This window comes from Halomonas sp. HAL1 (assembly GCF_030544485.1).
Lineage (GTDB): Bacteria > Pseudomonadota > Gammaproteobacteria > Pseudomonadales > Halomonadaceae > Vreelandella > Vreelandella arctica.
Map to the genome: position 1 here is coordinate 3,280,940 of NZ_CP130610.1, position 26,805 is coordinate 3,307,744.

At 55.8% G+C, this 26,805-nt stretch carries 22 protein-coding genes; 6 read left to right on the forward strand and 16 right to left on the reverse strand.

Features of this window, described 5'->3' with window-relative positions; translation table 11 throughout:
• Window positions 1-19 precede the first annotated feature (19 nt).
• Window positions 20-3,961, forward strand: coding sequence for a NahK/ErcS family hybrid sensor histidine kinase/response regulator (locus tag Q3Y66_RS15390; protein ID WP_008955965.1), 3,942 nt, complete (start codon window positions 20-22; stop codon window positions 3,959-3,961).
• A 27-nt stretch (window positions 3,962-3,988) separates the two neighbouring features.
• Here Q3Y66_RS15390 and Q3Y66_RS15395 read toward each other — a convergent pair whose 3' ends face one another.
• The 3 genes from Q3Y66_RS15395 to Q3Y66_RS15405 form a co-directional block, all read right to left on the reverse strand.
• Window positions 3,989-4,651: a response regulator transcription factor gene (locus tag Q3Y66_RS15395; protein ID WP_007113812.1), complete on the reverse strand. Its 663-nt coding sequence runs from the start codon at window positions 4,649-4,651 to the stop codon at window positions 3,989-3,991.
• A gap of 232 nt (window positions 4,652-4,883) precedes the next feature.
• A complete protein-coding gene (gene acs / locus Q3Y66_RS15400; RefSeq protein WP_008955964.1) occupies window positions 4,884-6,833 on the reverse strand; it encodes an acetate--CoA ligase in 1,950 nt (649 codons plus the stop codon).
• Window positions 6,834-7,078: 245 nt separating this feature from the next.
• Window positions 7,079-7,627 (reverse strand): SprT-like domain-containing protein, encoded by a 549-nt coding sequence (locus tag Q3Y66_RS15405; protein WP_008955963.1) that lies wholly within the window; start codon window positions 7,625-7,627, stop codon window positions 7,079-7,081.
• Between the two features lie 71 nt (window positions 7,628-7,698).
• On the opposite strand from Q3Y66_RS15405, the gene Q3Y66_RS15410 reads away from it, so the two are divergent.
• Window positions 7,699-8,358, forward strand: coding sequence for a YecA family protein (locus Q3Y66_RS15410; RefSeq protein WP_008955962.1), 660 nt, complete (start codon window positions 7,699-7,701; stop codon window positions 8,356-8,358).
• Between the two features lie 15 nt (window positions 8,359-8,373).
• On the opposite strand, the gene Q3Y66_RS15415 is transcribed toward Q3Y66_RS15410, so the two are convergent.
• The 7 genes from Q3Y66_RS15415 to ampD all read right to left on the reverse strand — a co-directional run bounded on the left by Q3Y66_RS15415 (window position 8,374) and on the right by ampD (window position 17,731).
• Window positions 8,374-9,495 (reverse strand): phosphatidylserine/phosphatidylglycerophosphate/cardiolipin synthase family protein, encoded by a 1,122-nt coding sequence (locus tag Q3Y66_RS15415; RefSeq protein WP_008955961.1) that lies wholly within the window; start codon window positions 9,493-9,495, stop codon window positions 8,374-8,376.
• A gap of 33 nt (window positions 9,496-9,528) precedes the next feature.
• Complete coding sequence (locus Q3Y66_RS15420) at window positions 9,529-10,272, reverse strand: class I SAM-dependent methyltransferase (RefSeq protein ID WP_008955960.1); 744 nt, start codon at window positions 10,270-10,272, stop codon at window positions 9,529-9,531.
• Window positions 10,269-10,967, reverse strand: a complete 699-nt coding sequence (tsaB, locus tag Q3Y66_RS15425; RefSeq protein WP_008955959.1) for a tRNA (adenosine(37)-N6)-threonylcarbamoyltransferase complex dimerization subunit type 1 TsaB — start codon at window positions 10,965-10,967, stop codon at window positions 10,269-10,271. The genes Q3Y66_RS15420 and tsaB overlap by 4 nt, the downstream gene beginning before the upstream one ends.
• Window positions 10,968-11,090: 123 nt before the next feature.
• A complete protein-coding gene (gene adk / locus Q3Y66_RS15430; protein ID WP_008955958.1) occupies window positions 11,091-11,744 on the reverse strand; it encodes an adenylate kinase in 654 nt (217 codons plus the stop codon).
• Window positions 11,745-11,986: 242 nt separating this feature from the next.
• Window positions 11,987-14,017, reverse strand: a complete 2,031-nt coding sequence (gene aceF / locus Q3Y66_RS15435) for a pyruvate dehydrogenase complex dihydrolipoyllysine-residue acetyltransferase (RefSeq protein WP_008955957.1) — start codon at window positions 14,015-14,017, stop codon at window positions 11,987-11,989.
• Between the two features lie 57 nt (window positions 14,018-14,074).
• Window positions 14,075-16,747 carry a pyruvate dehydrogenase (acetyl-transferring), homodimeric type gene (gene aceE, locus Q3Y66_RS15440; RefSeq protein WP_008955956.1) on the reverse strand — a complete coding sequence of 891 codons (2,673 nt, stop codon included), beginning with the start codon at window positions 16,745-16,747 and terminating at the stop codon, window positions 14,075-14,077.
• 402 nt (window positions 16,748-17,149) lie between these two features.
• Window positions 17,150-17,731, reverse strand: coding sequence for a 1,6-anhydro-N-acetylmuramyl-L-alanine amidase AmpD (ampD, locus tag Q3Y66_RS15445; protein ID WP_008955955.1), 582 nt, complete (start codon window positions 17,729-17,731; stop codon window positions 17,150-17,152).
• 93 nt (window positions 17,732-17,824) lie between these two features.
• Here ampD and nadC point away from each other — a divergent pair, with 93 nt between their 5' ends.
• The gene (gene nadC, locus Q3Y66_RS15450) at window positions 17,825-18,679 is read left to right on the forward strand and encodes a carboxylating nicotinate-nucleotide diphosphorylase (RefSeq protein ID WP_008955954.1); all 855 of its coding nucleotides are present in this window, start codon (window positions 17,825-17,827) and stop codon (window positions 18,677-18,679) included.
• 6 nt (window positions 18,680-18,685) lie between these two features.
• Here the strand turns inward: nadC and Q3Y66_RS15455 are convergent, their stop codons facing one another.
• Window positions 18,686-19,210 (reverse strand): GNAT family N-acetyltransferase, encoded by a 525-nt coding sequence (locus Q3Y66_RS15455; RefSeq protein WP_008955953.1) that lies wholly within the window; start codon window positions 19,208-19,210, stop codon window positions 18,686-18,688.
• Between the two features lie 164 nt (window positions 19,211-19,374).
• Between Q3Y66_RS15455 and tsaA the strand changes: the two genes are divergently transcribed.
• On the forward strand, window positions 19,375-20,112 hold the full coding sequence (gene tsaA / locus Q3Y66_RS15460) for a tRNA (N6-threonylcarbamoyladenosine(37)-N6)-methyltransferase TrmO (protein WP_008955952.1): 738 nt from the start codon (window positions 19,375-19,377) through the stop codon (window positions 20,110-20,112).
• A 15-nt stretch (window positions 20,113-20,127) separates the two neighbouring features.
• Here the strand turns inward: tsaA and purC are convergent, their stop codons facing one another.
• The 3 genes from purC to dapA all read right to left on the reverse strand — a co-directional run bounded on the left by purC (window position 20,128) and on the right by dapA (window position 22,823).
• On the reverse strand, window positions 20,128-20,844 hold the full coding sequence (gene purC / locus Q3Y66_RS15465; protein ID WP_008955951.1) for a phosphoribosylaminoimidazolesuccinocarboxamide synthase: 717 nt from the start codon (window positions 20,842-20,844) through the stop codon (window positions 20,128-20,130).
• A 32-nt stretch (window positions 20,845-20,876) separates the two neighbouring features.
• Window positions 20,877-21,860, reverse strand: a complete 984-nt coding sequence (gene bamC, locus Q3Y66_RS15470; RefSeq protein ID WP_008955950.1) for an outer membrane protein assembly factor BamC — start codon at window positions 21,858-21,860, stop codon at window positions 20,877-20,879.
• A 78-nt stretch (window positions 21,861-21,938) separates the two neighbouring features.
• Window positions 21,939-22,823 (reverse strand): 4-hydroxy-tetrahydrodipicolinate synthase, encoded by an 885-nt coding sequence (gene dapA / locus Q3Y66_RS15475; protein ID WP_008955949.1) that lies wholly within the window; start codon window positions 22,821-22,823, stop codon window positions 21,939-21,941.
• Between the two features lie 283 nt (window positions 22,824-23,106).
• On the opposite strand from dapA, the gene Q3Y66_RS15480 reads away from it, so the two are divergent.
• Complete coding sequence (locus Q3Y66_RS15480; RefSeq protein WP_008955948.1) at window positions 23,107-23,583, forward strand: peroxiredoxin; 477 nt, start codon at window positions 23,107-23,109, stop codon at window positions 23,581-23,583.
• Between the two features lie 53 nt (window positions 23,584-23,636).
• On the opposite strand, the gene Q3Y66_RS15485 is transcribed toward Q3Y66_RS15480, so the two are convergent.
• A complete protein-coding gene (locus Q3Y66_RS15485; protein WP_008955947.1) occupies window positions 23,637-24,737 on the reverse strand; it encodes an AI-2E family transporter in 1,101 nt (366 codons plus the stop codon).
• Entirely contained in the window at window positions 24,734-24,997 is a 264-nt protein-coding gene (locus Q3Y66_RS15490) for a sulfurtransferase TusA family protein (RefSeq protein ID WP_008955946.1), read from the reverse strand. The genes Q3Y66_RS15485 and Q3Y66_RS15490 overlap by 4 nt, the downstream gene beginning before the upstream one ends.
• A gap of 218 nt (window positions 24,998-25,215) precedes the next feature.
• On the opposite strand from Q3Y66_RS15490, the gene Q3Y66_RS15495 reads away from it, so the two are divergent.
• Window positions 25,216-26,679, forward strand: coding sequence for a M48 family metalloprotease (locus Q3Y66_RS15495; RefSeq protein WP_008955945.1), 1,464 nt, complete (start codon window positions 25,216-25,218; stop codon window positions 26,677-26,679).
• Window positions 26,680-26,805 lie beyond the last annotated feature (126 nt).

The following is a 26,805-nucleotide window of genomic DNA, read 5'->3' on the forward strand; positions in this document are numbered from 1 at the left end:
CTCTGGCGGGGAGAAAGGCATGTTTCACGGCGGGCTACTGGTAGCGGTATCGTTGCTCTATATTGCCGTTTTGTTCGGCATTGCTTGGTACGGTGACCGCCGCGCGCGTACCCATGGCGCCACTCGGCGGCGCCCGATCATCTATAGTCTGGCGCTCGCGATCTATTGTACATCGTGGACGTTTTACGGCGCTGTGGGCCAGGCAGCCACTGCGGGCTGGTCGTTTGCGAGTATCTTCGTTGGCCCGATATTGACGTTTTTACTGTTCTGGCCGGTATTGGCAAAGATGATCCGCGTTGCCAAACACCAAAACGTTACCTCCATTGCCGATTTTATCGCCTCCCGTTACGGCAAAACCCAGTCGCTGGCCGCCTTTGCCAGCCTGGTCGCTCTGGTCGGCACCCTGCCCTACATCGCGCTACAGCTGAAAGCGGTCTCCACCACCTTTAGTGTGCTCACCGATGCCTCCGATGTGACCCACACACCGCTGTTTGGCGATACGGCGTTCTACGTTGCCATTGTGATGGCTATCTTCGCGATTCTCTTTGGCACTCGGCATACCGATGCCACCGAACACCACGAAGGCTTGATCCACGCCGTCGCGTTTGAATCGCTGGTCAAACTGTTGGCCTTTGTGATCCTTGGTGTCTTTGTCACCTGGGGCATGTTCGATGGCCTGGGTGAGTTAATGGGCCACGCCGAAAGCCAGCTTGAGCTTCAGCGCCAGTTGGCCAACCAGGACTTTGGCCAGAGCTTCTGGGCGCAAACCCTGCTCGCCATGCTGGCGATTCTATGTCTCCCCCGCCAGTTCCATGTAGCGGTGGTCGAGAATATTCACCCTGATGATGCCACCAAGGCCCGCTGGCTGTTCCCGCTCTATCTATTGGCGATTGCCTTTTTCGTGGTGCCTTTGGCCGCTGCCGGGCTGCTGATGTTTTCCGAAAGCGGAGTCGAGCCGGACACCTATGTATTGGCGCTATCCATGGCGTCGGGGCAGCAGTGGCTGACGCTGCTTACCTTTATCGGTGGTTTCTCCGCAGCGACCGGCATGGTGATCGTTGCCGCGGTGGCCGTGTCGATCATGATCTCCAACGAGATTGTAATTCCGGCGCTGTTCCGGCTGCGCTGGTTTGACACCAAGGCCCGGGATTATGGCCGTCTAGTGCTGCGTGCGCGGCGTTTGACTATTGTCGCCGTACTAGCTATGGCCTACGGTTTCTACCAACTGATAGCCGAATTCACCTCGCTGGCCTCGATCGGCATGTTGTCATTTGCCGCCGCCGCGCAGTTTGCCCCCGCGGTGATTGGTGGGCTTTACTGGAAACGCGGTAATCGCCTCGGGGTCATTGTCGGCATGAACGCTGGCTTTGCCATCTGGGTATATAGCCTGTTAATGCCCGCCATGATCAATGCCGGGGTGCTTCCGACAATGTGGCTTGAAGGCGGCCCGCTGGGGCTTAACTGGTTATCACCCACGGCGCTGTTTGGGCTCAACTTGGGCGACAGCTTTACCCACGGCGTCATGCTCTCACTCGGGATTAACCTGTTCTGCTATATCTTTGTCTCTCAGGTCACTTCACAGCGCGTGGTTGAGCGTATTCAAGCCTCGCTGTTCGTGGATAGTGTGGAAACACGCCAGACATCGGTCAACCGCCCCTGGACAGGCGCGACGACCGTGGGTGATTTAAAAGTGCTTTGCGAGCGCTTCCTCGGTGCCGGCCAAGTGGATCGCGCCTTTGAAGATTACGCCCGTCGTGCAGGCAAGCCCCTGGACAACGGCACCCGCGCCTCAATCGATATTATCCAGTTTACTGAACGTTTTCTGGCCTCGGTGCTCGGCGCTTCATCGGCGCGTATCGTGGTTAACTCGGCGCTGCAGGGGCGCGGCATCGGCATCTCGGATGTGATTTCGATTGTCGATGAAGCTTCCCAGGTACTGGAGTTCAACCGGGCGCTGCTCCAAGCCACCATCGAGAACATCAACCAGGGCATCAGCGTGGTCGACCAGAACCTGCGCTTGGTGGTGTGGAACCAGCGTTACCTGGAGCTTTTCCGCTTCCCTGATCACTTGATTCGTGTGGGCGCGCCCATCGACCGCATCTTCCGCTACAATGCCCACAACGGCGAATATGGCCCAGGAGACCCGGAAGAGCACGTACAGTTGTTGCTCGACAATATCCGCGAGGGCCAGCCCCACCGCTACGTGCGCTACCGCCAGGATGGCAGCGTGCTGGAAGTACAGGGCAACCCGATGCCCGGCGGCGGCTTTGTGTATACTTATCAGGATATTACCCAGCAAAAGCGGATCGAAGAGGCACTGATCCGCTCGGAAAACAATATCCGTATCTATACCGATAATGTGCCAGCGCTGATTGCCTACTTCGACAAAGAGTGCCGCTATTTATTTACCAACCGCGCCTACGAGCAAGCGTTTAATATTGACCGCAACGCCGTTATTGGCCGTCGTTTTGAAGACGTGCTGCCGGTCAAGCAGGCGGAAGAGCGCACACCATGGGTCGCCCGTGCGCTGAATGGCGAGCGGGTCAGCTTTGAAGTCTCGCTGCGGGTGAATGAGGCCATGCGCTACATGCTGGTCACGTATACGCCGCACTTTGGCGACAGCCAGGCGATTCTGGGCTTTTTCGCCCTTTATCAGGATATTACCGAGCGCCGCCAGGCTGAAATTGCCCTGAAAGAGACCAACGAAACGCTTGAGGAGCGCGTGCGTGAACGCACTCAGGCGCTTTCTGAAGCCAACTCGGCGCTACGCCAGGAGAACCGGGTCCGCGCCGAGGCCGAGTTAGCGCTGCGTCAGGCCAAGCAGTTGGCGGAAGACGCCAACGCCTCCAAGACACGCTTTTTGGCCGCGGCCAGCCATGATTTGCTGCAGCCGCTTAACGCGGCACGGCTGTTTACCTCTGCACTGATGCAAAACGTGACGACGACCGATACTCAACGCATCGTCGGCCATATCGATAACTCGCTGCAAGCCGCTGAGGAGTTGCTCAGCACCCTGCTAGACATCTCCAAGCTGGACGCAGGCGCCCTGACGCCGCGACGTAGCCACTTTGCCCTGGCGGATATCGTTCGCCCGTTACGCGCCGAGTTTGAGGTGATGGCGGATGATCGCGGATTGGACTTAGAAGTGGTACCGACCCACCTGTGGGTCGACTCAGACCCGCAGATGCTGCGCCGAATCGTACAAAACTTCTTATCCAATGCGATTCGCTACACCCAAGAGGGACGCGTGCTGCTGGGCTGCCGCCGTCATAATGGCTGGCTCTCGATTGAAGTGTGGGACAGCGGCCCCGGCATTCCCGAATCCAAACTCACCGAAATTTTTCAGGAATTCCGCCGCCTGGATCAGGTGTCACGCCACAAAGAGAGCGAGAAAGGCCTGGGGTTGGGGCTATCGATTGCCGACCGCATGAGCCGCGTGCTGGATCACCCCATCAAAGTACGCTCGACAGTGGACAAAGGCGCCGTTTTCTCGGTTAGCGTACCGATCGTTACCGCTCGCGAGCCAAGCAATGGCGAGCTTGAACCTCAGGCACGGCGCGGCAGCCATAAGTTAAGCGGCACGCGGATTGTGTGTATCGATAACGAAACGCTAATTTTGGAAGGCATGACCGCCATGCTAAGCGGCTGGGGCTGCGAAGTGTTTACGGCTACCAGTATCGGTGGGGCCAAATCGATACTGCGCAATATGGATGGCGACCCAGACGCTATTCTGGCGGACTACCACCTGGATAACGAAGTCACCGGCTTAATGGCGCTAGAAGCGCTCAGCGAGCGTTTTGAGGGGGCGGTTCCAGGGATTGTGATCACCGCTGACCGTACCGAAGCGGTGGCTGAAGAGATCAAGCGGGCGGGCTATCAACTGCTGCTGAAACCCGTTAAACCGGCGGCGCTGCGGGCGCTATTGACGCGCACGTTGCAGGCCAATCGCGCGGCGCGTTAAGCGCGCCGCGGTTCAGGTAGTGGGTGCTTAGGAAACGACTTTCGGCGGCTCGACTTCCAGTTTCTGAGCCGCGATAACGGCCTGTGTACGCGAGTGCACGCCCAGTTTACGTAGAATCGCGGTTACGTGGGCTTTGATCGTCGCTTCAGAAACGCTCAGTTCGTAAGCGATCTGTTTATTCAGCAGCCCTTCGGTCAGCATGTTCAACACGCGAAACTGCTGGGGTGTCAGCGACGCAATCGCCTCAGCAAAGCGCGATTCTTCTTCGCTGGTCTCTTCCAGCACGTTGGCCAATGCCTCTGGCAACCAAACTTCGCCCTGCAGAATTTCACCGACGGCTTCAGCAATTAGTTGTAGAGACGATGATTTAGGGATAAAACCCGACGCGCCGTAGTCAATAGCACGACGCACCACATAGGGCTCATCACTGCCTGACACCACCGCCACGGGGATATCGGGCATCTGGCCACGCAGTTGAATCAAGCCGGAGAAGCCGTGGGCTCCCGGCATGTGCAGATCCAGCAGAATCAAATCGGCGTCTGGGTGGCGATTAACCACGTCAGTGGTGGCTTCCATGGTATCCGCTTCGACAATTTCCGCCTGGGGGGCCAACTGGCGTAACGCTTGGGTCAGCGCTGCACGAAACAGCGGGTGATCGTCAGCGACGATAAACTTATGAGCTACTGCCATGGATATTCCTCCGGTTCCTTGAGCAGCGGGGTTGTCTGCCGCCGCGACGCTAGGCTCTTACGGTTGTGAAGCATGGTACCCCATGGGCTTCATCATGCCCAAGCATCACATGCACAATTTGTAATAGATAGATCATACCAACAAAAACAACAGTGCCGACCTACACGGGTCGGCACTGTTTTTCTAGGTAAACAGCCCTTATTAGGCTAAACAGCCTACTACGGTGTCGCCGTTATTGATTGGCGCGATGCTCAATCAGCTCATCGACCACCGAAGGGTCCGCCAGTGTGCTGGTATCACCCAAACCATCGCACTCGTTAGCGGCAATCTTGCGCAGGATACGACGCATGATTTTACCCGAGCGGGTTTTCGGCAAGCCGGGCGCCCATTGAATAACATCCGGCGAGGCAATCGGGCCAATATCCTTGCGCACCCACTGGGTCAGCTCTTTTTTGAGCTCGTCAGACTCCTCAATACCGTCATTCAGGGTGACATAAATATAGATGCCTTGTCCCTTAATATCGTGCGGGAAGCCAACAACGGCTGCTTCAGCAACGGCGCTGTGCGCTACCAAGGACGATTCAATTTCAGCGGTCCCCATCCGGTGACCGGAAACGTTCAGCACGTCATCCACACGGCCAGTGATCCAGTAGTAGCCATCCTCATCGCGGCGGCAGCCGTCACCGGTAAAGTACATACCGTCATAGGTTGAGAAGTAGGTCTGGATATAGCGCTCGTGGTCACCCCAAATAGAGCGCGCCTGCCCCGGCCAGGAATCGAGAATCACCAGATTACCTTCGGTGGCACCTTCTAGAATGTTACCTTCGTTATCCACCAGCGCGGGCTTGACGCCAAAGAACGGCACGGTCGCAGAGCCGGGCTTGAGCGGTGTAGCGCCCGGAAGCGGGGCAATCATGATACCGCCGGTTTCGGTCTGCCACCAGGTATCTACAATCGGGCACTTTTCGTTGCCGATCACACGATAGAACCACTCCCAGGCTTCCGGATTGATCGGCTCACCCACAGAGCCCAGCAGACGCAGGCTATCGCGCTTGCTGGAGTCCATGACGTTGTCGCCATGGGCCATCAGGGCACGCACCGCGGTGGGCGCAGTATAGAGAATATTGACGTTGTGCTTATCAACGATATCGCCCAAACGGCCATGAGTGGGATAGCTGGGAACGCCTTCAAACATGACGGTGGTCGCACCGTTCGCCAAAGGTCCGTAAACGATATAACTATGACCCGTCACCCAGCCCACATCGGCAGTACACCAGTAAACCTCACCCTCTTGGTAGTCGAACACGTACTGATGCGTCATCGCAGCGTAGGTGAGGTAACCGCCGGTGGTGTGTTTCAGACCCTTAGGAGCACCGGTAGAGCCTGAAGTATACAGAATAAACAGTGGGTCTTCGGCGCCCATAGCTTCTGCTTCACACTCGCTGGACTGCTTATCCACCAGCTCGTCAAACCACACATCACGGCCATTTTTCCACTCAATTTCACCGCCGGTACGCTTCACCACCAGAACGTTTTTGCAAACATCGGTGCCGTCACGGGTCAGCGCGGCGTCCACGTTCTCTTTTAATGGTACGTGTTTACCACCACGCACCGATTCATCGGCGGTAATCACCAGCTTGGAATCGGCGCCAATCACCCGCTGAGCAACAGCGTCTGGCGAGAAGCCACCAAAAACGACCGAGTGCACGGCGCCAATGCGCGCACAGGCAAGCATCGCCATGGCAGCTTCGGGAATCATCGGCATATACAGCGTAACGGTATCGCCTTTACGAATGCCCAGCTCTTTCAGCGCGTTGGCCAGCTGATTCGTACGTGCGTAGAGCTCACGATAAGTAATGTGCTTGGAGTCATCGGGATTATCGCCTTCCCAGATAATCGCCGTTTGATCACCGCGTTTCTCTAGATGACGATCCAGGCAGTTGGCGCTGACGTTAAGCAGCCCATCCTCAAACCAGCGAATATCGACATTATCACGCGCAAAAGAGGTGTTTTTGATTTTAGTGGGCGCTTTAATCCAGTCAAGACGCTTGGCCTGCTCGGCCCAGAAGCCTTCCGGATCGTCCATCGACTGCTGGTACATGGCCTCGTACTTAGCTTTATCGGCCCAGGCATTGGCGGCGAAATCGTCGCGCACCGGATAGACGTTGTGTTGATCGCTCATAAAATTGCCTCTGTCCGTGAAAATGCACTCTTCTATAAAGTGCCATCTAAAGAAACTGTAGTCGATACACTAATTGAAGGCACTGCTCGAAGACGCTACTTGAAGACTTTGCTGGGTGTTATTGGCCATTATCAGGGGTATCGACTGCCATGAATGTTCCCCTAGCATAAACCTCCTCGCCCTGGCTTCCCTTTAGACATTGGTATTATCATTTTTTATTTAAAAAACAAACATTTATAGTTAAATCAAAGCTTATCTTCTGGCCTGTAGACCAAGGTCTTAGCACAGTGACGGCAACGATAACGACGGCCGTTTGCCACTAAAGCATGACGCCTGGGAGTAAATTGATGAATCCGGCAATCGCACTGGTAGCGATAAGGGGCGGGTTGCGCCTGCTGAATATCAAACTGATGGGTCACATTGGGCACTAAACCGAAAAGGTCGCGCATCACCGTCTTCCATTCACGGCCATGGGGTTTCAAGCGGGGACCATTATCTAAATGAAAGACCAACCAGTGAGCCATTTCATGAGGAATAATATCCTCAAAAAAAGCCGTGCGGTTTTCACTCAACAACACCGGGTTAAAACGCAAGCCGCCGTGCCCCAGATGCGCCTGCCCGGCCGACGCACCGCGCAGGTTAAACCACACCTTTGGCGCTGGCAGCGTAGGGCATACTTCACAACAGCGTTGCCACGCCTGCTCCACGCGAACCCGCGCGGCGTGGTGCAACTCTGTTTCCGTCATGTCGGCCAGTTCAGCAGCTGGCCAAGGGGGCAGTGGAGACGTCTTCATTAGTGATAAACTAGCCGTTATGGTTTCCTAGTGACCGATGATTACCGATTCGCATTGATGAGGCTTTACTCATGGCAGAGCGCAGCGACACGCCCGACACAAACACGCCCCCGCAGCCACTGCTCGAGGATGAGCAACTGGACAGACTGGATGACTTCCTCGACTCTGATCAAGTGGATGAAGACGCCCTTGATCTGATCTCCGCTCATGGCTTTTTAGTGGCGCTTGCCGTCGCCCCTAGCGAAGTGCCGCCCGCCCAGTGGTTGGCAGAGCTTTTTCAGGGCGAGCCACGCTATGCCGACGACGCCGAGCGCGATGAGATTATCACCCTGCTCACGCTGCTGCGTGACAATGCGGTGGCAGTACTTGAACAGGGTGGCTTACCCGAACTCCCCTTTGAGCTAACGCTTGGCGGCGAGCCTGCCGAAGAAACACCGATAGGCGATTGGTGCGCGGGCTTTATGGAAGGCGTCTTCAGCGATGAAAGCGCTTGGTTTCAAGACGATGAAGAGGCCGCCGCCACGCTGCTGCTGCCGTTTATGCTGCTTTCTGGGCTGTTCGATGATGAACCCGACATGGCTGAGCTCGCTAAGGACCAAGCGCGACAGGAGTCGCTGGTGGTACAGTTGCCGGAACTCGTTTTGGACCTTTACCTGCACTACCGCGTCCCGCCAGAAACTTCCAAGCCCAAGCCGCGCAAGAAAACGCCTGCCAAAGGCAAGAAACGCTAACGCTACCCGCGGCCCTTACTTAAGCCGCATGATGATCCCATCCAACACCCCGTAGACCCACTCACGAGCGCGCTGCCCCCAGGGGCGCGCCGCCCAGGCAGCGGCGTCAACTTCCTGGCTTGCGGCAAAGTTACGTACAAAAAGCTCACGCACATCCTCCGCCAATTGAGGGTCTAGCGCCTCTTGATTGGCCTCCAGGTTCCAGTGCAGGTTCCAGTGATCAAAGTTACACGAACCAATGCTTACCCACTTATCGGCGAGCACAAATTTGGCATGGATAAAGGTCGGCTGGAACTCAAAGATGCGCACCCCCGCTTTTAGTAGCGAATGGTAAAAGCGTTGGCCAGCAAAACGCACGCTGGGATGGTCATGCTTTGCCCCAGGCAGCAGCAGGCGCACATCGATCCCCCGCCGTGCGGCCCGCACCAAGCGACGCCGCAACGCGAAGGTAGGCACGAAATAGGGTGTACATAGCCATAGCCGCGTTTCCGCCTGGTTGACGCGCTCATGCAGTGAATGGCGTATTGCTTGGTATCGATAGCCCCGCGCCGACATCGCCCGCCCCAGCTGGCCATCGGCATGCGCTTGTGGCTCACGCCGTTCAGGCAGTGCACCCGCGCTATTATCGCCCTTCTCAGCGCGAGTTAGCCGCGAGTTCCACAGTCGTCTAAACAGCTGCTCCCAGTCCGCCACCACCGGTCCATCAATACGTAGCGCAATCTCATACCAGGCATTCAGGAACTCATCTACCGCGCCAAAGCCACCGGTAAATGCCCGTTCGCCGTCAATAACGACTATTTTGCGGTGATCGCGGCTTAAGTTAAGCGCCAAGGAGTGAAAGCCAATGGGATTAAAAAAACGCAGTTTTACGCCGCCTTGCTTCAATCGCTGGCGGTCTTCGCTAGACAACCCCATCGAGCCATATCCATCCAGCAGTAAACAGACCCTGACTCCGCGCTGTGCAGCGTCAATCAGCTCAGCAATAACTTGATCGGCAAGCTCCCCCGACTCCATCAAATAGAGTTCGACCAACACATAGTGACGAGCGCTATGTACTGCTTCAAACATGGCTGGCAGAAAGCGCGTGGCCTCTGGCAGCAGCGTAAATCGATTACCTTCTCGCCACGCATTCTGCATGGGTGCTCCTTGCATGATCACCGCGCGAACGCACTAACGCACTAATGAGCGATGGACATATAAATCATAGCGGCTGGTTTTGCCTTCAAGCGTGTGCTGCGGTGCCGGGCCCTCGATAGGTGGTGCCTTGCGGGGCCGCTTGACTACCACTCGGTGGGTGGCTACATCCAGCGCCGCTTCAAGCAGGCGCGGGGCATCGTCGTCATCCCCAGCCAACTCACGAAACAGGCGCATCTCTTTTTTCACCAGCGCCGATTTTTCGCGGTGGGGAAACATCGGGTCCAGGTGTATCACCTGCGGCGCAAAATGAGCACTGGCAACAAGCGCCGCCAGAGATTGAGCAGCATCGCCATGGCGCAGCGTCATTCGGGCGGCTATATCTGCCGTATCGCTATGTCTGGACGCACGCTTTAAACCGTCTTCCAGCAGGGCTGCTATCGCGGCCACACGTTCAATTAACAGCACCTGGGCGCCGAGGCTTGCCAACACAAACGCATCGCGGCCTAGCCCTGCCGTTGCATCAACAATGCTAGGTGACACGCCCTTGGCTAGCCCACAAGCCTTGGCGACTAGCTGGCCCCGCCCACCGCCAAAGCGTCGACGGTGGGCCGCTTTGCCCGCCACAAAATCGACGCTAAGCGGCTTGCCATAGCGTTTTTCATCACCGACCAGCGCCAATCCATCATCGCTTTGTACTAAACGCAGCCCGTCAGGCAGAGCAATGCACTCAACGTCGCTCTCGACATTGGTCTCAACTGGGCTCTTCACAAAGCTCATGCGGGCTTTTTCCAGGCGACGTCATTACGCAGATAAACCGGCTGAACCAAGTGGGCCGCCTGCCCCAACCCAGCGGCAAAATCACGCGCTGCCAGCCACGCCATCTCTTCAGCGCGGGGCTCTAAATCATCCAAATGCTGGGGCATGCTTAGCTGTAAATCGACAGTGAAGCGCTTCCACAACGTAAAGCCGCTGCCTACGCCGACCCAGTCGGTTTCGTCGCCGGGCAAGCGCAGTGCCTCTGGGGCCAGCACGGCTTCGGCGCTCATCGGCGTAATCGTGTCTTTCAGGCAGTGCCAGGTCGCGGCGTACACCTCGCCCATGCGGGCATCTAAAGCCGTCACCACGTGGCGAAGGTGATAGCGGCGGTGAGCCTGAAGCGCCAGTGCTTCCAACGTTGAGATACCCAATAGCGGGCAATCGAGGCCAAACGCCAACCCTTGAGCAGCGCCTGCGGCGATACGCAGCCCGGTAAACGAGCCCGGGCCACGACCAAACGCGACGGCATCAAGCTGGGAAGGCGTCACCTGCGCTTCGGCAAGCACTTCATCCACCATTGGCAGCAACCGGCGAGTATGGGCGCGGGGCGTCATCTCAAAGCGCGCCAGGCAAGTAGCCCCCGTCTCGTCTTGGCGCAATAGGGCTGCAGAACACGCGCTAGAGGAGGCGTCCAGGGCAAGCAGATGTAACGGCATAGCAAGTGGCCACTCGAAAGAAAGATGGCAGCATTATACCTTTGTCACGCCATCACGACGATGGCCCGCCGAAGCGGGCCATCGTTGGCAGGTAATAACGATGCGATTAAACAATAGCGTTTATTAACTTAGCGCTTCTTTCACCTGACGGGTGATGTCGGTCACGCTGCCTACGCCTTCAATGCGATGATATTGGGGAGCGCTCTGCGGATCCTGCGCGGCCCACTGCTGATAATATTCAACCAGCGGGGCGGTTTGGTCGTGATAAACCGAGAGGCGATTGCGCACCGTAGACTCCTGGTCATCCTCACGCTGAATCAGCGTTTCGCCAGTCACATCATCCTTGCCCGGCTCTTTAGGCGGGTTGTGATCAACGTGATAGACACGGCCCGAGGCTTGGTGAACACGTCGTCCCGCCAAGCGGCTAACGATTTCTTCATCGGGTACGGCAATTTCCACCACGTGATCAAGCTTAACGCCGCCCTCTTTCATGGCGTCAGCCTGGGGAATCGTGCGCGGGAAGCCATCGAATAAAAAGCCATTTTCACAGTCTGGCTGGCTGATACGCTCTTTGACCAGATCAATGATGATGTCGTCAGACACCAAACCACCGCTGTTCATGATCTCTTTTACTTTCAAGCCCAGCTCAGTGCCATCTTTAATGGCCGTGCGCAGCATATCCCCGGTGGAAATCTGCGGAATCTTGAATTGCTCGCAAATAAACTGAGCTTGAGTCCCCTTGCCCGCGCCGGGGGCACCCAACAGGATTAAACGCATGGCTCTGCTCCTTGAAATTCTTAGTATGAAGAATGAGTATGAAAAATCTGTTAACTGACAATAACCGCGCCTCTCAGGCGACACAACTCCCCAAAAGCCTGAGAGACCCGCTTTTATTTCAATTTTTTTAAATTAAAACAGCCAAGTGCCGTAAAACTACCACTTTGGTCGCGCTGCTAGCCATTTAGCAAACACAAGCGGCGCCCCGAGGGGCGCCGCTTGTAAGACTCTATCGCTACCAATTACAGCAGTAAACGACGGATATCGGTCAACACATCTGCCAGGAAGGCGGTGAAGCGAGCTGCGTCAGCGCCATTGATGGCACGGTGATCATAGGAGAGCGACAGCGGCATCATTAAGCGCGGCTGGAAGGCACTGCCATCCCATACCGGCTTCATTTGCGCTTTAGACACCCCCAAAATAGCCACTTCCGGCGCGTTAACGATTGGCGTGAACGCCGTGCCACCGATCGAGCCGAGGCTCGAAATAGTGAAGCAGCCACCGGTCATCTCGTCACGCTTGAGCTTTTTGGTTTGTGCTTTCTTACCCAGATCCGCCATTTCCTTGGCAATCTCCACCAAGGACTTTTTATCGGCGTCGCGCACCACCGGCACCATCAGGCCATCGGGGGTATCAACCGCGATACCGATATGGACGTAGTTCTTCCATACCAGCGTTTCGCCATCGCCCTTCAGGCTGACGTTGAACTGCGGGAACTTACGCAGCGCAAACGCACAGGCTTTGACCATAAACGGCAGCGGCGTCAGCTTGGCGCCTTGGGCTTCCACTTCGGCTTTCATCGCCTTACGGAACGCTTCCAGCTCGGTAATGTCCGCTTCGTCGAATTGCGTGACGTGGGGAACATTGAGCCAGCTACGATGCAGATTGGTCGCGCCCATTTTGAGCAGGCGACCCATCGGCTTCTCTTCCACTTCACCAAACTGGCTGAAGTCGACTTCCGGAATGGGCGGAATACCCGAACCACCGGAGGCCGCGGCTGTGCCGGGCTGCGCTTTGCCTTGATTGGCAATGGCTTGCTTAACGTAGGACTGTACGTCCTCTTTAAGCACACGATCTTTCGGGCCGCTCGGCTTTACCAGCTCCAGGTCGACGCCCAGCTCACGGGCCAGCATACGTACGGCGGGGCCAGCGTGAACCAGCTTGCCATCACGCGGCTTGTGGGCCGCCATCTGCGCTTCCGGGCTAGGGGTGCCCGCTGGCGATTCAGAAGGCTTGGCACTGGTTTTGCTCTGCTGGGCCTTTTCGGGCGCCGCTTTCTCAGGGGCCGCCTTTTTCGGCGCGGCTTTTTTACCACCGCCGCTGGCAGCCACTTCGATATAGCCAATGACATCGCCTTCCGAGACGGTGTCGCCCTCTTTGACGGTTAGCTCAAGGAGCTTACCTTTGTAGGGGCTGGGCACATCCATAGAGGCCTTGTCGGACTCTAAGGTGATCAGCGGGTCTTCTTCGTTGATCTCGTCACCGACTGCTACGCCGATTTCGATAATCGGTACGTCAGAGGCGCCAGAAATATCCGGCACGCGAATTTCTTTGCGCTCCGGTTCGCCACTAGCGGCTTCTTCCTGATCATCTTCTTCAGCGGGCTCTTCCGGCTCGTTGCTGGCTTGGCTAGTAGCCTGCTCTTCAGAAGCTTCTTCTGCGTCATCGCCGCCTTCGCCCGCAATCTCCATCTGGCCGATCACATCGCCTTCAGAAACCGTGTCGCCTTCTTTCACAGTGAAGCTGACGATTTTGCCGCTATGAGGGCTGGGCACGTCCATAGAGGCTTTATCAGACTCCAGGGTAATGAGCGTATCTTCAGCTTCAACCTCATCGCCTTCACTCACCGCGACTTCGATGATCTCAACGTTATCCGAGCCACCCAAGTCGGGCACCTTGATATCAACGGTTTGCTTACCACCGGCTGATTTCTTGGCAGCGGGCTTCTCGGCCTGCGGCTTTTCTTCTTGGGGCTTTTCTTCTTTTGCTGGGGCTGCTTCTGGCTCAGCGTCTTCGCTACTGCTGTCGCCGCCGCCTTCCACTTCCAGCTCAACGATATCGTCACCTTCGGAGACGCTATCGCCTTCCTTGACCAGCACTTTAAGTACCTTGCCGCCTTTCGGGGCCGGTACATCCATGCTGGCTTTGTCAGATTCCAGAGTGATCAGGGTGTCTTCCGCTTCAATGACGTCGCCTTCTGACACCGCAATCTCGATGATTTCGACATCGGTATCGCCACCGATATCGGGAACTTTGATGATTTCGCTACTCAAGGTCGCGCTCCTTTAAAATCGGATCGAGCCGGTGGGCATCCGCCCACCGGGCAGCGTTTAGCTAGTCAGCGGGTTAGGCTTATTGGCATCAATGCCATACTTCTTAAGCGCTTCACCAACGTGCTTACGATCAATCTCACCGCGATCAGCTAGCGCACGCAGCGCGGCTACAGTGACGAAGTAGCGATCCACTTCGAAGAAGTAGCGCAACTTCTCGCGGGTATCTGAACGACCAAAGCCATCGGTACCCAATACAGTGTAGTCACCCGGCACCCAGGCGCGCACTTGGTCCGCATACAGTTTCATGTAATCGGTTGACGCGATCACCGGGCCATCGCGCCCTTCCAAGCACTTAGTGACATGGGGCTTATTAGCCTCCGCATCGGGGCTTAGGAAGGCTTCACGATCAAGCAGTAGCGCTTCACGACGCAGCTCGTTAAAGCTAGTCACGCTCCAGATATCGGCGCCGATGCCCCAATCGTTCTCAAGCAGGGTGGCAGCTTCTTCGACTTCGCGCAGAATCGTGCCAGAACCCAGCAGTTGAACGCGGCCTTTGTCACCCTTGGTTTCGCGCAGCAGGTACATACCCTTGACGATATCGTCGGCCGGTACGTTCTCCAGCGCCGGGTGCTCGTAGTTCTCGTTCATCACCGTCAGGTAGTAGAAGCAGTTCTCCTTGTCGGTGAACATGCGCTTCAAACCATCCTGCAGAATCACTGCCACTTCATGAGCGTAGGTGGGGTCATAGCTGCGGCAGTTGGGAATGGTGGAAGCCTGAATCAGGCTGTGACCATCCTGGTGCTGTAAACCTTCGCCGTTGAGCGTGGTGCGCCCCGCCGTGCCGCCGACCATAAAGCCGCGCGCCTGCAAATCGCCTGCCGCCCAGGCCAAATCGCCAATGCGCTGGAAGCCGAACATCGAGTAGTAGATGTAGAACGGCAGCAGCGTGACGTTGTTGTTGCTGTAAGAGGTTGCGGCAGCTATCCAGGCCGACATGGCGCCAGCTTCGGTAATGCCCTCTTCAAGGATCTGACCTTTCTGATCCTCGCGGTAGAACATGATCTGGCCTTTATCGACCGGCTCGTACTTCTGGCCTTCCGAGGTGTAGATACCCAATTGGCGGAACATACCTTCCATACCGAAGGTACGCGCTTCATCAGGGATGATCGGCACCACGTGCTTACCGAGTTTCTTATCTTTCACCAGGCCGTTCAGAACACGCACAAACGCCATGGTGGTGGAAACTTCGCGCCCTTTCGAGCCACCCATTTGCGAGGCAAAGGTTTTATCTTCAAGGCTGGGAATCTCCAGCGCCTCAAAGTCGCTCTGACGGCTGGGCAAGTAACCACCCAGGCGCTCGCGCTGCAGGTGCATGTACTTAAGCTCGGGAGAATCATCTTCCGGCTTGTAGTAGGGAACGTCTTTGAGCTGCTCATCGGTGATCGGAATACCAAAGCGATCGCGGAAGGTTTTGAGCGCTTCGTACTCCATGCTCTTAACCTGGTGCGCTTCGTTGGCCGCTTCACCATCGCCGCTACCCATGCCGTAACCTTTAACGGTATGGGCTAGGATGACAGTAGGCTTGCCGTTAGAGGTGTTAACCGCCTCGTGGTAGGCCGCATAAACCTTGAACGGATCGTGGCCGCCGCGGTTGAGCTTCCAGATATCTTCGTCAGAGAGGTCTTTGACCATCGCTTCGGTTTCTGGATATTTGCCAAAGAAGTGCTCGCGAGTGTACGCGCCACCATTGGCTTTGTAGTTCTGGTATTCGCCGTCGACCGCTTCGTCCATGCGCTTCTGAAGGATGCCTTTCTTGTCCTTCTCGAACAGCGGATCCCAGTGGCGGCCCCAGACGACCTTGATCACGTTCCAGCCAGCGCCACGGAAGACGCCTTCGAACTCGTCCATCACTCGCGAGTTACCGCGTACAGGGCCGTCAAGGCGCTGCAGGTTACAGTTGATGACGAAGATCAGATTGTCGAGGTTTTCACGGCCCGCCAGCGAAATGGCGCCCAGGGATTCCGGCTCGTCGCACTCGCCGTCGCCCATGAAACACCAGATCTTGCGGTCATACATGTCTTTCAGCTCACGGTGATGCAGGTACTTCATCACGTGCGCTTGATAAATTGCCTGAATCGGCCCAAGACCCATAGAAACCGTGGGGAACTGCCAATAGTCAGGCATCAGCCACGGGTGCGGGTAGGAAGAGAGACCATCACCATCGACTTCCTGGCGGAACTTGTCCATCTGCGCTTCACTCAGGCGACCTTCCAAATAGGAACGGGCGTAAATGCCTGGTGCCACATGGCCTTGGATATACACCAAGTCACCAGCAAAATCGCCTTGGGGCGCGCGGAAGAAGTGGTTAAAGCCTACGTCGTACAACGTGGCAGACGACATGAAGCTGGCAATGTGGCCGCCCAGGCCAGGCTTGGCGCGGTTGTTACGAATCACCTGTGCGATGGCGTTGTAACGGATCAAGGAGCGAATACGACGCTCCATGAACAGGTCGCCAGGCATCGGTGCTTCGCGGTGAACCGGGATCGTATTACGGTGCGGGGTTGTCACCGAGAAGGGCACCTTCATGCCGTCCCGGCGCAGGCGATCCGCCAGGCGGGTCATCAGGTAGCGGGCACGATCTTCGCCCTCACGATCCAATACCGATTCTAGGGAATCAATCCATTCCGTAGTTTCGATCGGATCGAGATCTTCTCTTGTCTCCAGACTCATAGAGGTCTCTCCGAATGACGATAAATGACAATTAGCCCCGCTACCCTAATGGGCCTGGGGCGGCGGTGTGGAAGTCCACCACGCGCCAACATTCAGCCGGTGAATAAACGCCGGATAGGGGTTTTAGCTCTACATTCAACAAGCTACGTGCCGTTTTATGTAGTAAAGCTACACAAATGTCGTAAAAGTTAGCCTTTTGTATAGGGGAAGATACCGCAAAGTCGTCACGCTGCCAATTCTGTCGGGGCGGAAAAGCCTATCGAAAACAAACTATTGCACTGCAACATAAGCAAATTACAGACCTCATTCTTCAGTATCAAATAAGCCAACAATTGTAATTAAACTACTGTTTTATTGCTTTGTTATTGAAGCACTTAGTTATTAAAACACCTAATCTAACCACTACTTCTCAGCCTGTGACGTTAACCGCTGCTGGAAATACACCCAGTCAAACGCTGGGCCTGGATCTGTTTTGCGCAGCGGCGCGACATGGGCGTGGCTGGTGATACGACGGCTATTCAGCCGTGGGTAGCGCGCCATTAGCCAGATCGTTGCTTCTACCAAGGCTTTGTACTGAGCTTTGGTGTAGGGGGTAATGTCGTCCCCTTCAAGCTCAATGCCTACCGAGAAGCTGTTAAGCGCTGTTCGCCTTTTCAGCTGGTGGGCATCCCACCAGCAGGAGCGCCCGGCGTGCCATGCGCGCTGATCCGTATCAACAAATTGAACGCACTCTCCATCGCGACGTATTAGCAGGTGCGCAGAGACTCTCAGATGGGTTATTTCAGCGAAAAAGGGATGTTCATCGGCTACCAGCTGATTGGTAAACAGCGCTTCGATAGCATCACCGCTAAACACGCCTGGGGGCAGACTGATCGCATGCAGTATCAGCAGCGAGACTTCGTCGCTTGGGCGAGCGTCGCAGTTGGGTGAGACCACGTGCCGAGCGCCTTCCCACCAGCCACTTAACGGTTGTTTCTCTTCCACGCGCACGCTCTCCTCTATATTAGCGCTCTCTTTCACTGCTCATTTTCACTATAATACCGGTCACACTTGACGACGTTCTGAGAACTCACTGCCATGCATTATCAATCCGCTCTTGCAGAAGAAATCCGCGCCAGCGCTGCTCGTCTGCTAGCCGAAGACGTGGGCCCAGGTGATATTACCGCGCAATTGATCCCTGAACACCAGTGGGCCAGCGCCGATGTGATTACCCGTGAAGCCGCGGTGCTGTGCGGTGCACCTTGGGTGGATGAGCTGTTTCGCCGCCTGGATAACCGAGTAAGCCTGAACTGGCACGCCGCTGATGGCGATAGACTTGAGGCTGGCCAGTGTTTTTTAACCCTGGAAGGCCCCGCCCGCATACTGCTCACCGGCGAGCGTGCGGCGCTTAACGTGCTGCAAACGCTGTCTGCCACTGCGACTGCCACCCGTGCTTATGTCGACCTGATTGAAGGTACTGGCGTGCGCCTGCTCGATACCCGCAAAACGCTACCCGGCATGCGCTTGGCGCAAAAATATGCGGTCACCTGCGGTGGCGGCCATAACCACCGCATTGGTCTATGGGACGCGTTTTTGATCAAAGAGAACCACATTGCCGCCTGTGGGGGCATTCAAGCAGCCGTTGCACAAGCACGCAAGCTGGCCAGTGACCTCCCAGTGGAAGTGGAAGTAGAAACTTTTGAAGAGCTGGATCAGGCGTTGGCAGCGGGTGCCGACATTATTATGCTCGACAACTTCGCCATTGAAGACCTGCACGTTGCGGTAGAAATTAACGGCGGCAGAGCCACCCTGGAAGCATCAGGCAATGTGGACGACGCTACGCTACGGGCAATCGCCAACACCGGCGTTGACTGTATCTCTAGCGGTGCGCTAACCAAGGATATCGCCTCAATCGACCTATCGATGCGCATTACCCGCAGCTATAGCGTGTAGGTAGACTTACGTTTCCACGGCGTTAAGTGCCTTGGAAAGTCGATACCGCTTGAGCGATTCACCACTGCGCTCCACCCACTGCTCGCCGTGGTTTTCCCAGCCGCGGCGCATTAGACGCTCGTAAAGCATCGAACTGGCCTCAATCTCCACCTTGCCTTTGCCCTGTTCGAGCAGCATACGCTCAGCGTGAACCAGCAACGTGGTGCCAATGCCACGCCCAGCAAGAGAAGGCCAGACATAGAGCGTTTCAATCCGCCCGGCATCTAAATCTACTTCCAAAAACCCCACGCAGCGTCCATCACAGGTAGCAATTAACGTGGTATACAGCGCTTGCCGCACTGCCCAGGCACTGCCTTCACGGGGTAGCGCTTGCGCCCATGCCCGCCGCTCATCCAGCGTATAGTGGGTAGCAGCCCCTTGCATGACGGCGTGGTAAAACACTTCTGCCTGATCGGCGGCATCGCGTGCCAGTGCCGCGCGATACATAACCCGCGCACTCGTTGGCGCTTGCTGCTCATCGCTATTACTCATGCGTCACCTCTGCACTGTTCAGCTAACATTTGGTCAATGCCTATTCAAGCAAGACCTCTTCGATCACGCCGCTTTAGATCACACTCTATTTGGTCACGCTTAAGCCATCGGCTGCTTTATACTGTTTTATACTACGCCAATAAATCCTAGCAAAAGGCAGTGTGATGGACGATGCCCCTAACAGCGAGCACTTTACGCTATCGCCCATTGGCCACATGGTCAGCGACTACCCTGACAAATTCGGCATTCCGCGCCAACCAGGGCTCGCACCCGCGGCTAACGCCAAGCTTGTGCTCACCGCACCCTACAATGACCCTCTCGCCGTGCGTGGTTTAGAAGACTTCAGCCACCTGTGGTTAAGCTTTATATTTCATCAAAGCCCGCAACGCTGGTCGCCGCTGGTGAGGCCGCCACGGTTGGGCGGTAATAAAAAAGTGGGCGTTTTTGCCAGCCGTAGCACCCATCGCCCTAATCGTCTGGGGCTATCACTGGTAAGGCTAGTCGGTATCGACACTCAGCAAGGCGTCGTTTTGGCGTTACAGGGCTGCGACTTAGTGAGCGGCACGCCGGTGGTTGATATCAAACCCTACTTGCCCTGGGCTGAATCTCAGCCTGATGCAAAGGCTGGTTTTGCGCCACAGACGCCGTCACTGTTGGCGGTGTCGTTTCACCCAGCGGCACTGGACACCCTCACCCAACGCTCAGACAGCGCCACGCTGCATGCATTAATTGAGCAAGTACTAAGCCAGGACCCACGGCCCGCCTATAAGCAAAAAGAGTTAGCGTCTGATCGACTTTACGGGGTACGCCTGCGCGATGTAGACGTTAAGTTTCGTCAGCGCCAACAAGGCGAAGCCACCACCTTAGAGGTGATGGCTATCGAACCTTACGACGAGCGATAAAACAATGATGACGTTTTAAGCGGGAAAGGTAATACCCAGGCGGCGACCAACTTCTTCATACGCCTCAATCACGCCGCCCAACCCCTGGCGGAAGCGATCCTTATCCAGTTTTTCACGGGTGTTAGCGTCCCAAAGGCGGCAACCATCCGGCGAGAACTCATCCCCCAATACCACCTCACCCTTGAAGACACCAAACTCAAGCTTGTAATCCACCAGCAGCATATCGCCCTCGGCAAACAGCGCTTTGAGGATATGGTTAACCTTGAAGGTCAATGCTTTCATTTTGGCGAGCTGCTCGGGCGTTGCCCAACCGAAGGTCTCCGCCAACGACTCGTTAATCATCGGGTCGCCCTTCTCGTCGTTCTTCAAGAACAGCTCGAAGGTAGGCGGTGTTAGTGCAATACCCTCTTCCACACCTAACCGTTTTACCAAACCACCGGCGGCGATATTGCGCACTACGCACTCCACCGGGATCATCTGCATTTTTTTGACCAGACTCTCCGTATTGGAGAGCTGTTTTTCAAAGTGAGTGGGAATGCCCGCTTCCTGCAGCCGCTCCATAATGAAGGCGTTAAAGATGTTATTGACCATTCCCTTACGGGCCAGCGACTCCACTTTTTTGCCATCGAAGGCGCTGGTGTCATCACGAAAGTTAAGCACCAACAAATCCGGATCGTCGGTGGTATACACAGATTTCGCCTTACCGGCGTAGAGTTCTTGGCGCTTTTCCATAGGGGCTCCGTAAGGGATCAAGGGTCAATAAATTAACGTAAATAACCGGAGACACGCTCAAGCAGCTCGCGCTGATCATCGGCGCTGAATGCCCGTTCGCTGGCGTTGATGGCACGCAGGATCGTCTTGTCGCCATCAGGCTGTAGGGCAAGGCGGATCTCTTGGGACATCTTGCGTACGTCCGCGCTGAACACGATTTGCAGCGGGTTACGATTGCGCTCGGTTTCGGTCATATATTCAACCAGGAACTCGTGGCTACTGGGGTCAGAGGCAAGCAAGTCGCGCTGTCCTTCCTGAGCAAAATCCAGTTCAAGATAATGGTTCAGTTCAGCCCATACGCGGTCTACCGGCTGCGGAATAACCACTTCCCACTCTTCACCCTGCTGGCGAACTTGTAACGTTTGCTCATCGGTAAGGCGCTGAGCGGTCCAGGAAGATGACACGCTGGCAGAAGCGCTGCGTGCACTTAGATGGCTTTCCAGTGCGTCCAGACAGCTAGTCATGGTTTGCCCACCGCTTTCACAGCGAACTTCGCTACTGCCTGCGCGCAGCGCACTCTGCAGGCGTATTTCCCCCTGGGACGTCACGATAACGCCCTGAGAAGCGCTGCTCTGCAGCACATTCAGCTGCCGGCTGCGTACAAACTCTTCCAACTGCGGCCACACCGTACCGGTGTCGGCGGCCACCACTAGCCAAGTTTGATCACCGACTTCGCGGCGCTCAACGTACTCAGGCTCTAAGCCACTGCCAATAGCCAGTGATTGGGGCGGACGAATTTCTGCCGCTTCGTCAAGCCGTGTCCCTTGGGTGGCGGCTTGAGGAACCGGCAGCGCATCGCGGTAACGTTGGGTATTACGGGTCTCTGGTAACACCAACGGAGGCGCCGGAGCAGCCTCGGTGTAGTCCAGGTTACGGTCGTGGTAAAAACCATCCCGTGCGCAACCAGAGAGCGCGACAGCCGCTGCGAGTGCCAGCGGAACCCATTTAAGCGCACGTATTTCAAGCACAGAGCTCATCAAGCCACCTTAAGTCAACAAATCAGGTACCCAGCTCAACTTATCGCTGAGCTGGGTAGCAAAGGGTATTGCGCCAGGTTACTCCTCTACGACGCCTGCCATCTGCAGCGCTTCGCTCACCGTGGCGTGGTACTTTTCAGACAGCCAGGTTAGCGGTAAACGAAGGCCTGCGTCCGCATAACCCATGCGATTAAGCGCCCACTTCACGGGAATAGGATTCGACTCTATGCCCAAATTGGTGTGTAGCGGCATCAGACGGGTATTAATCTGGTGGGCTTTATCAGCATCACCGGCCACGGCAGCGGTGCACAGATCATGCATCGCCCGTGGGGCAACATTCGCCGTCACGGAGATATCGCCATGGCCACCCATCAACATAAAGTCACAGGCGGTCGCATCGTCGCCGGAGTAGAGCATAAAGCCACTGCCCTTTAGACGTGAGATTAGATCTTCCGCACGCTCCAGGTTCCCTGTAGCGTCTTTCAAACCAATAATATTATCGACATCGGCCAAGCGTAAGACGGTCTCGTTGTAGAGGTCAGAGCAGGTACGGCCCGGCACGTTATACAGAATCACCGGCAGTTTGCTGCCTTCCGCGACCGCTTTAAAGTGCTGATACAGGCCTTCCTGGGTGGGCTTATTGTAGTAAGGGCACACTGACAAGCAGTAATCGGCCCCGACTTCCCCGGCGTAACGCGCCAGCTCAACCGCCTCAGAAGTGGCGTTAGCCCCCGTCCCTGCGATAACCGGAATACGACCATTGACCTCTTCGACAACGCTGCGAATCACATCAAAGTGCTCCGCGAAGGACATGGTAGTAGGTTCGCCCGTCGTGCCAGCAGCCACAATGCCATCGGTGCCATTTTCGAGATGGAAGTTCACCAGACGACGAAGCGCCTCCCAGTCGATGTCGCCATTGACCTTCATAGGCGTCGCCAGGGCGACAATGCTGCCTGTGATCATCCGTTTATTCCTCACCAGCCAAAGTGTGATATCAACTATCTGTGTTTTAAGTGCTATGTATTTTACGTGCTATGTCTTTAGCAAACTGGGCGCCATCGCGATACTTTGTATAAGGCGCTGGCGTTCCACAGAGAGCAAATGGTACTCAGGCGATTCGAGCCTGTACAGCGTAAAGCGGTGCAAGTTTGTCACCGGCCTGGTTTGAGCTTTGACAACTGCCCCTGGCTTACGTGTAATCGCGCGTGACTACTAATCTTAACACCCACCCTCAAAAGGACGCCTTATGTCTGTTGAAATTGGTCAACCCGTTGCTGACTTTTCCGCTACTGCAACTGGTGATTCCACCGTGACGCTATCGGAACTGCGCGGCAAACAAGTGGTTATTTATTTCTACCCCAAAGCCAGCACCCCAGGCTGCACCACCGAGGGGGGTGACTTTCGCGACCGTAAAACCGCCTTCGATGCTGCCAATACGGTCATCCTCGGCGTCTCTCGCGACGGCCTACGTGCGCAGGAGAACTTTAAAGCCAAACAGGATTTTAATTTTGATCTTATCTCTGACAAGGACGAAAACGTCTGCACGCTGTTTGACGTTATCAAGCTCAAGAAAATGTACGGCAAGGAGCATCTCGGCATAGAGCGCAGCACCTTCTTGATTGATAAAGAGGGCAAGCTCGCCAACGAATGGCGTGGTGTTAAGGTGCCTGGTCATGTTGATGAGGTACTCGCCGCGGCTGAACAACTTAACGCTGCCAGTTAACCCCTATGCCCGCGCTGAGGATACCCAGCGCGGGCCGTATTTAAGCGCCACGCTTACTCTTTTGCTGGGGCTTGCAAGCTACGACGCTCCTCTCGCTCCTGCATACTACGCGGCCAAGCATAGATCAGCGCTTTCAGCAGCGTCGCTAATGGAATAGCAAAGAAAATACCCCAGAACCCCCAAATCCCGCCGAAGAACAACACCGCCACAATGATAGAAACCGGATGGATGTTGTTGGTTTCAGAAAATAATACCGGGGCTAATACGTTGCCATCCAGCGCTTGAATCACTCCATAAGCTACCAGCACATACACAAACTCCTCGCTGAGCCCGAAGTGAAACCCAGCGACCGCAGCCACCGGCAGTGTTGCCACCGCCGCCCCGATATACGGCACCAATACAGAAAACCCCACCAGAACGGCTAACAACGCCGTATAAGGCAATCCAAAGAAGGCAAAGGTAAAGAACGTTACGGTGCCTACGATAATGATTTCAATGAACTTGCCGCGGATATAGTTGGCAATTTGATCATCCATTTCACGCCAAATACGTGATAACAGCGTGCGTTTTTGGGGCAGCAGCGACAGCATAAAGCCAACCAATACGTCGCGATCCTTGAGCATGAAGAAGACCAAAATCGGCACCAGCACCAGATAAATAATCAGCGACATAATATTGCCTAGCGATGCCAGCGAAAGCGTTAAGGCGCGCTGCCCTAACTGGCTGATCTCGCGGCTCGCCACGCCTATCCAGTTCTGCATCTGGTCCGGCGTAATAATGTTGGGGTAGCGCGCCTGCAGCTCATCCAGCCAGCCTTGACCACTGGCGAACATCCTCGGTGTTTCTTGTACCAACCCCACTAACTGATTCCAAATCAGCGGCATTAAAATAAACGCCAGGGTTAACAAGACACTAATAAACGCCAGGAATACCATGATCACCGCCAGCAAATGCGGCAACCCACGGCGGGTAAGTGCGCTCACCACGCCTTGCAGTAGAAAAGCAATTACCAGTGCAGTGAAAAACGGTGCCAGCATACGGCCAAACCAAATGATCGCCGCAAAACCTGCCACCAATACTACCAGCAGAATCAGCGCCTCTTCGTCGGAGAAGTAGCGCTCAACCCAGCTTTTTAAAATCGTACGCAGGGTCATGAGTGACCATCCCCGGCTTTACGAATCCAGTACACATAAACATCGTCACGCTGTTCACGGCCTTCCAGGGTATGCGCACTTTGATCGGTAAACGACGCCATATCCCGCCACGATCCGGCGTCCGTTGAACGCACCTCCAGCAACTGACCGGCTGCCAAGGTAGCTAAGGCTTGCTTAGCTTTCAGCAGTGGCAATGGGCAATGCAGCCCACAAGCGTCAAGCACCGTATCGGGTTGAAAGCCCCCGGTTTGCTCAGACATACACTCTCCCTCAAAATGACCTGCCTATTCACGGCATAAATTTGTAAATGTTGCTGCATATACATTGTGTAATAGACGCCGCCGCATAAACTGTCTTGTTAGCGATTGATTTCACTAGGTCGTCGATTTAACGGCACTTCCCCGTCTTTATCAATGTCATAGTATTAATCAATGTCATACCCTGACTGTAGCGTTTAACCATCACCCATGAGGATGCCATGCCGACCTTTCGTACCGCTTACCCAGGCTGGATATGTGCGTTCGCTTGTGCCTGTGGCAGTTTACTTTTTAGCCTCCCAAGCGTTGCCATCAACGATTACGGCCTGCCAAGCCTGGGGGCGGCGTCTACCTCGGTCAGCAATGAAGAGTACCGCCTGGGCCGCGCTTGGTTACGACAGTTTCGTGCCCAAGCCCCCCAGTGGCAAGATCCTATTACCAGCGACTACCTGGAAAGCCTGATTGCCCGGCTCGCCCCTCATAGCAAGATTAACGGTCTACGCACTATTACCGTGATGGTGGATAACGAATCGCTTAACGCCTTTGCCGTGCCTGGCGGGGTGGTAGGCATCAACTCAGGGCTGTTCGCCTTTGCCGAAGATGAAGGCGCCTTCGTTTCAGTGCTGGCCCATGAGCTGGGCCATCTCTCTCAACGCCATTATGCGCGGGGAAGCGCACGGGCAGCACAAACCCAACTGCCCGCCATGGCGGCCATGCTAGCCGGCATGCTCATTGCCGCGAGTGGCGGCGGTGACGCGGGCATAGCGGCCGCCATGGGCTCCCAGGCAGCGCTCATACAGGATCAGCTCAGCTATTCACGTTTATTTGAACAGGAAGCCGACAACCTAGGCCTCCAGGCGATGGCCGACGCGGGCTACGACCCAGAGGCCATGGTGCGCATGTTCGCCGCTATGCAGCGCATGGCCCGCCTGCAGGGCGATACACCGCCGGAGTTCCTGCTTAGCCACCCGGTTACCGATAGCCGCTTAACCGCTGCACAGGATCGCGCTGCCCAACTCAATGTCGCTGATGCCTATACCAGCGACACCCTTTACGACATGATGCGCGCCCGCGCCCTGTTGAGCATTTATGCCAACACGCCTCAGCAAGCGGCCTCGCGCCTTGCCCAAGAAGGCGCTGACGAGACTGCCCAGGGCTACCTGGACGCCTTGATCGCTGCCCGTAACGGCCAGACTGATAATGCCTTACAACGCCTTGATCAACTTGCCAGTCAGCAGCCTGACTTTGCTATGCTCCCTGCCTCTGCCGCGAGCGTCGCCTTAGAGGCCGGCCAGTTCGATGAGGCCATCCAGCGCAGCCAGCGATTGCTGCGTTTTATGCCTAACTACCTACCGGCTCAACTGATATTGGCCGAAGCACAGCTACAGCGTGACCCTCAATCGGCTTATAACGTGTTACGGGACATGGCCGATCAGCACCCAGAAAACCCTCAGGTCTTCAATCTATTAGCTGAAGCCGCCGGACGCAGTGGTCATGATGGCTGGGGGCATTTGGCTCGCGCTGAGCACCTGCAATTGACGGGCCGGGTAGACCGCGGCATTCGCCAGCTCTCCATTGCTCGCGATGCTGCGGAACGTGAAAATGATCAACAGGTAGTAGCCAGGATTGAACAGCGCCGCGAGGCCTTTATTGAATATCGCGAAGCGCTGGAAGATTTCAACTAAATCTAGGTCAACAAAACCTGTGTCATTGCGTATAGGGACTCCTCCCCGGTTGCAAACGACGATGATGGAAAAACATAAGCCGATGCGTGCGTATAGTCGGTCTCTTGATGGGGACGCTATCCCCTG

Coding starts and splice junctions, on each gene's coding strand:
- Q3Y66_RS15415 (WP_008955961.1), bottom strand. CDS start 9,495: ATGCAGAATGCGTGGCGAGAAGGTAATCGATTTACGCTGCTGCCAGAG.
- Q3Y66_RS15420 (WP_008955960.1), bottom strand. CDS start 10,272: ATGAGCTTTGTGAAGAGCCCAGTTGAGACCAATGTCGAGAGCGACGTT.
- aceE (WP_008955956.1), bottom strand. CDS start 16,747: ATGAGTCTGGAGACAAGAGAAGATCTCGATCCGATCGAAACTACGGAA.
- purC (WP_008955951.1), bottom strand. CDS start 20,844: ATGGAAAAGCGCCAAGAACTCTACGCCGGTAAGGCGAAATCTGTGTAT.
- tsaA (WP_008955952.1), top strand. CDS start 19,375: ATGGACGATGCCCCTAACAGCGAGCACTTTACGCTATCGCCCATTGGC.
- nadC (WP_008955954.1), top strand. CDS start 17,825: ATGCATTATCAATCCGCTCTTGCAGAAGAAATCCGCGCCAGCGCTGCT.
- Q3Y66_RS15390 (WP_008955965.1), top strand. CDS start 20: ATGTTTCACGGCGGGCTACTGGTAGCGGTATCGTTGCTCTATATTGCC.
- Q3Y66_RS15410 (WP_008955962.1), top strand. CDS start 7,699: ATGGCAGAGCGCAGCGACACGCCCGACACAAACACGCCCCCGCAGCCA.
- Q3Y66_RS15405 (WP_008955963.1), bottom strand. CDS start 7,627: ATGAAGACGTCTCCACTGCCCCCTTGGCCAGCTGCTGAACTGGCCGAC.
- Q3Y66_RS15395 (WP_007113812.1), bottom strand. CDS start 4,651: ATGGCAGTAGCTCATAAGTTTATCGTCGCTGACGATCACCCGCTGTTT.
- Q3Y66_RS15480 (WP_008955948.1), top strand. CDS start 23,107: ATGTCTGTTGAAATTGGTCAACCCGTTGCTGACTTTTCCGCTACTGCA.
- bamC (WP_008955950.1), bottom strand. CDS start 21,860: ATGAGCTCTGTGCTTGAAATACGTGCGCTTAAATGGGTTCCGCTGGCA.
- Q3Y66_RS15455 (WP_008955953.1), bottom strand. CDS start 19,210: ATGAGTAATAGCGATGAGCAGCAAGCGCCAACGAGTGCGCGGGTTATG.
- Q3Y66_RS15490 (WP_008955946.1), bottom strand. CDS start 24,997: ATGTCTGAGCAAACCGGGGGCTTTCAACCCGATACGGTGCTTGACGCT.
- acs (WP_008955964.1), bottom strand. CDS start 6,833: ATGAGCGATCAACACAACGTCTATCCGGTGCGCGACGATTTCGCCGCC.
- tsaB (WP_008955959.1), bottom strand. CDS start 10,967: ATGCCGTTACATCTGCTTGCCCTGGACGCCTCCTCTAGCGCGTGTTCT.
- adk (WP_008955958.1), bottom strand. CDS start 11,744: ATGCGTTTAATCCTGTTGGGTGCCCCCGGCGCGGGCAAGGGGACTCAA.
- Q3Y66_RS15485 (WP_008955947.1), bottom strand. CDS start 24,737: ATGACCCTGCGTACGATTTTAAAAAGCTGGGTTGAGCGCTACTTCTCC.
- dapA (WP_008955949.1), bottom strand. CDS start 22,823: ATGATCACAGGCAGCATTGTCGCCCTGGCGACGCCTATGAAGGTCAAT.
- Q3Y66_RS15495 (WP_008955945.1), top strand. CDS start 25,216: ATGCCGACCTTTCGTACCGCTTACCCAGGCTGGATATGTGCGTTCGCT.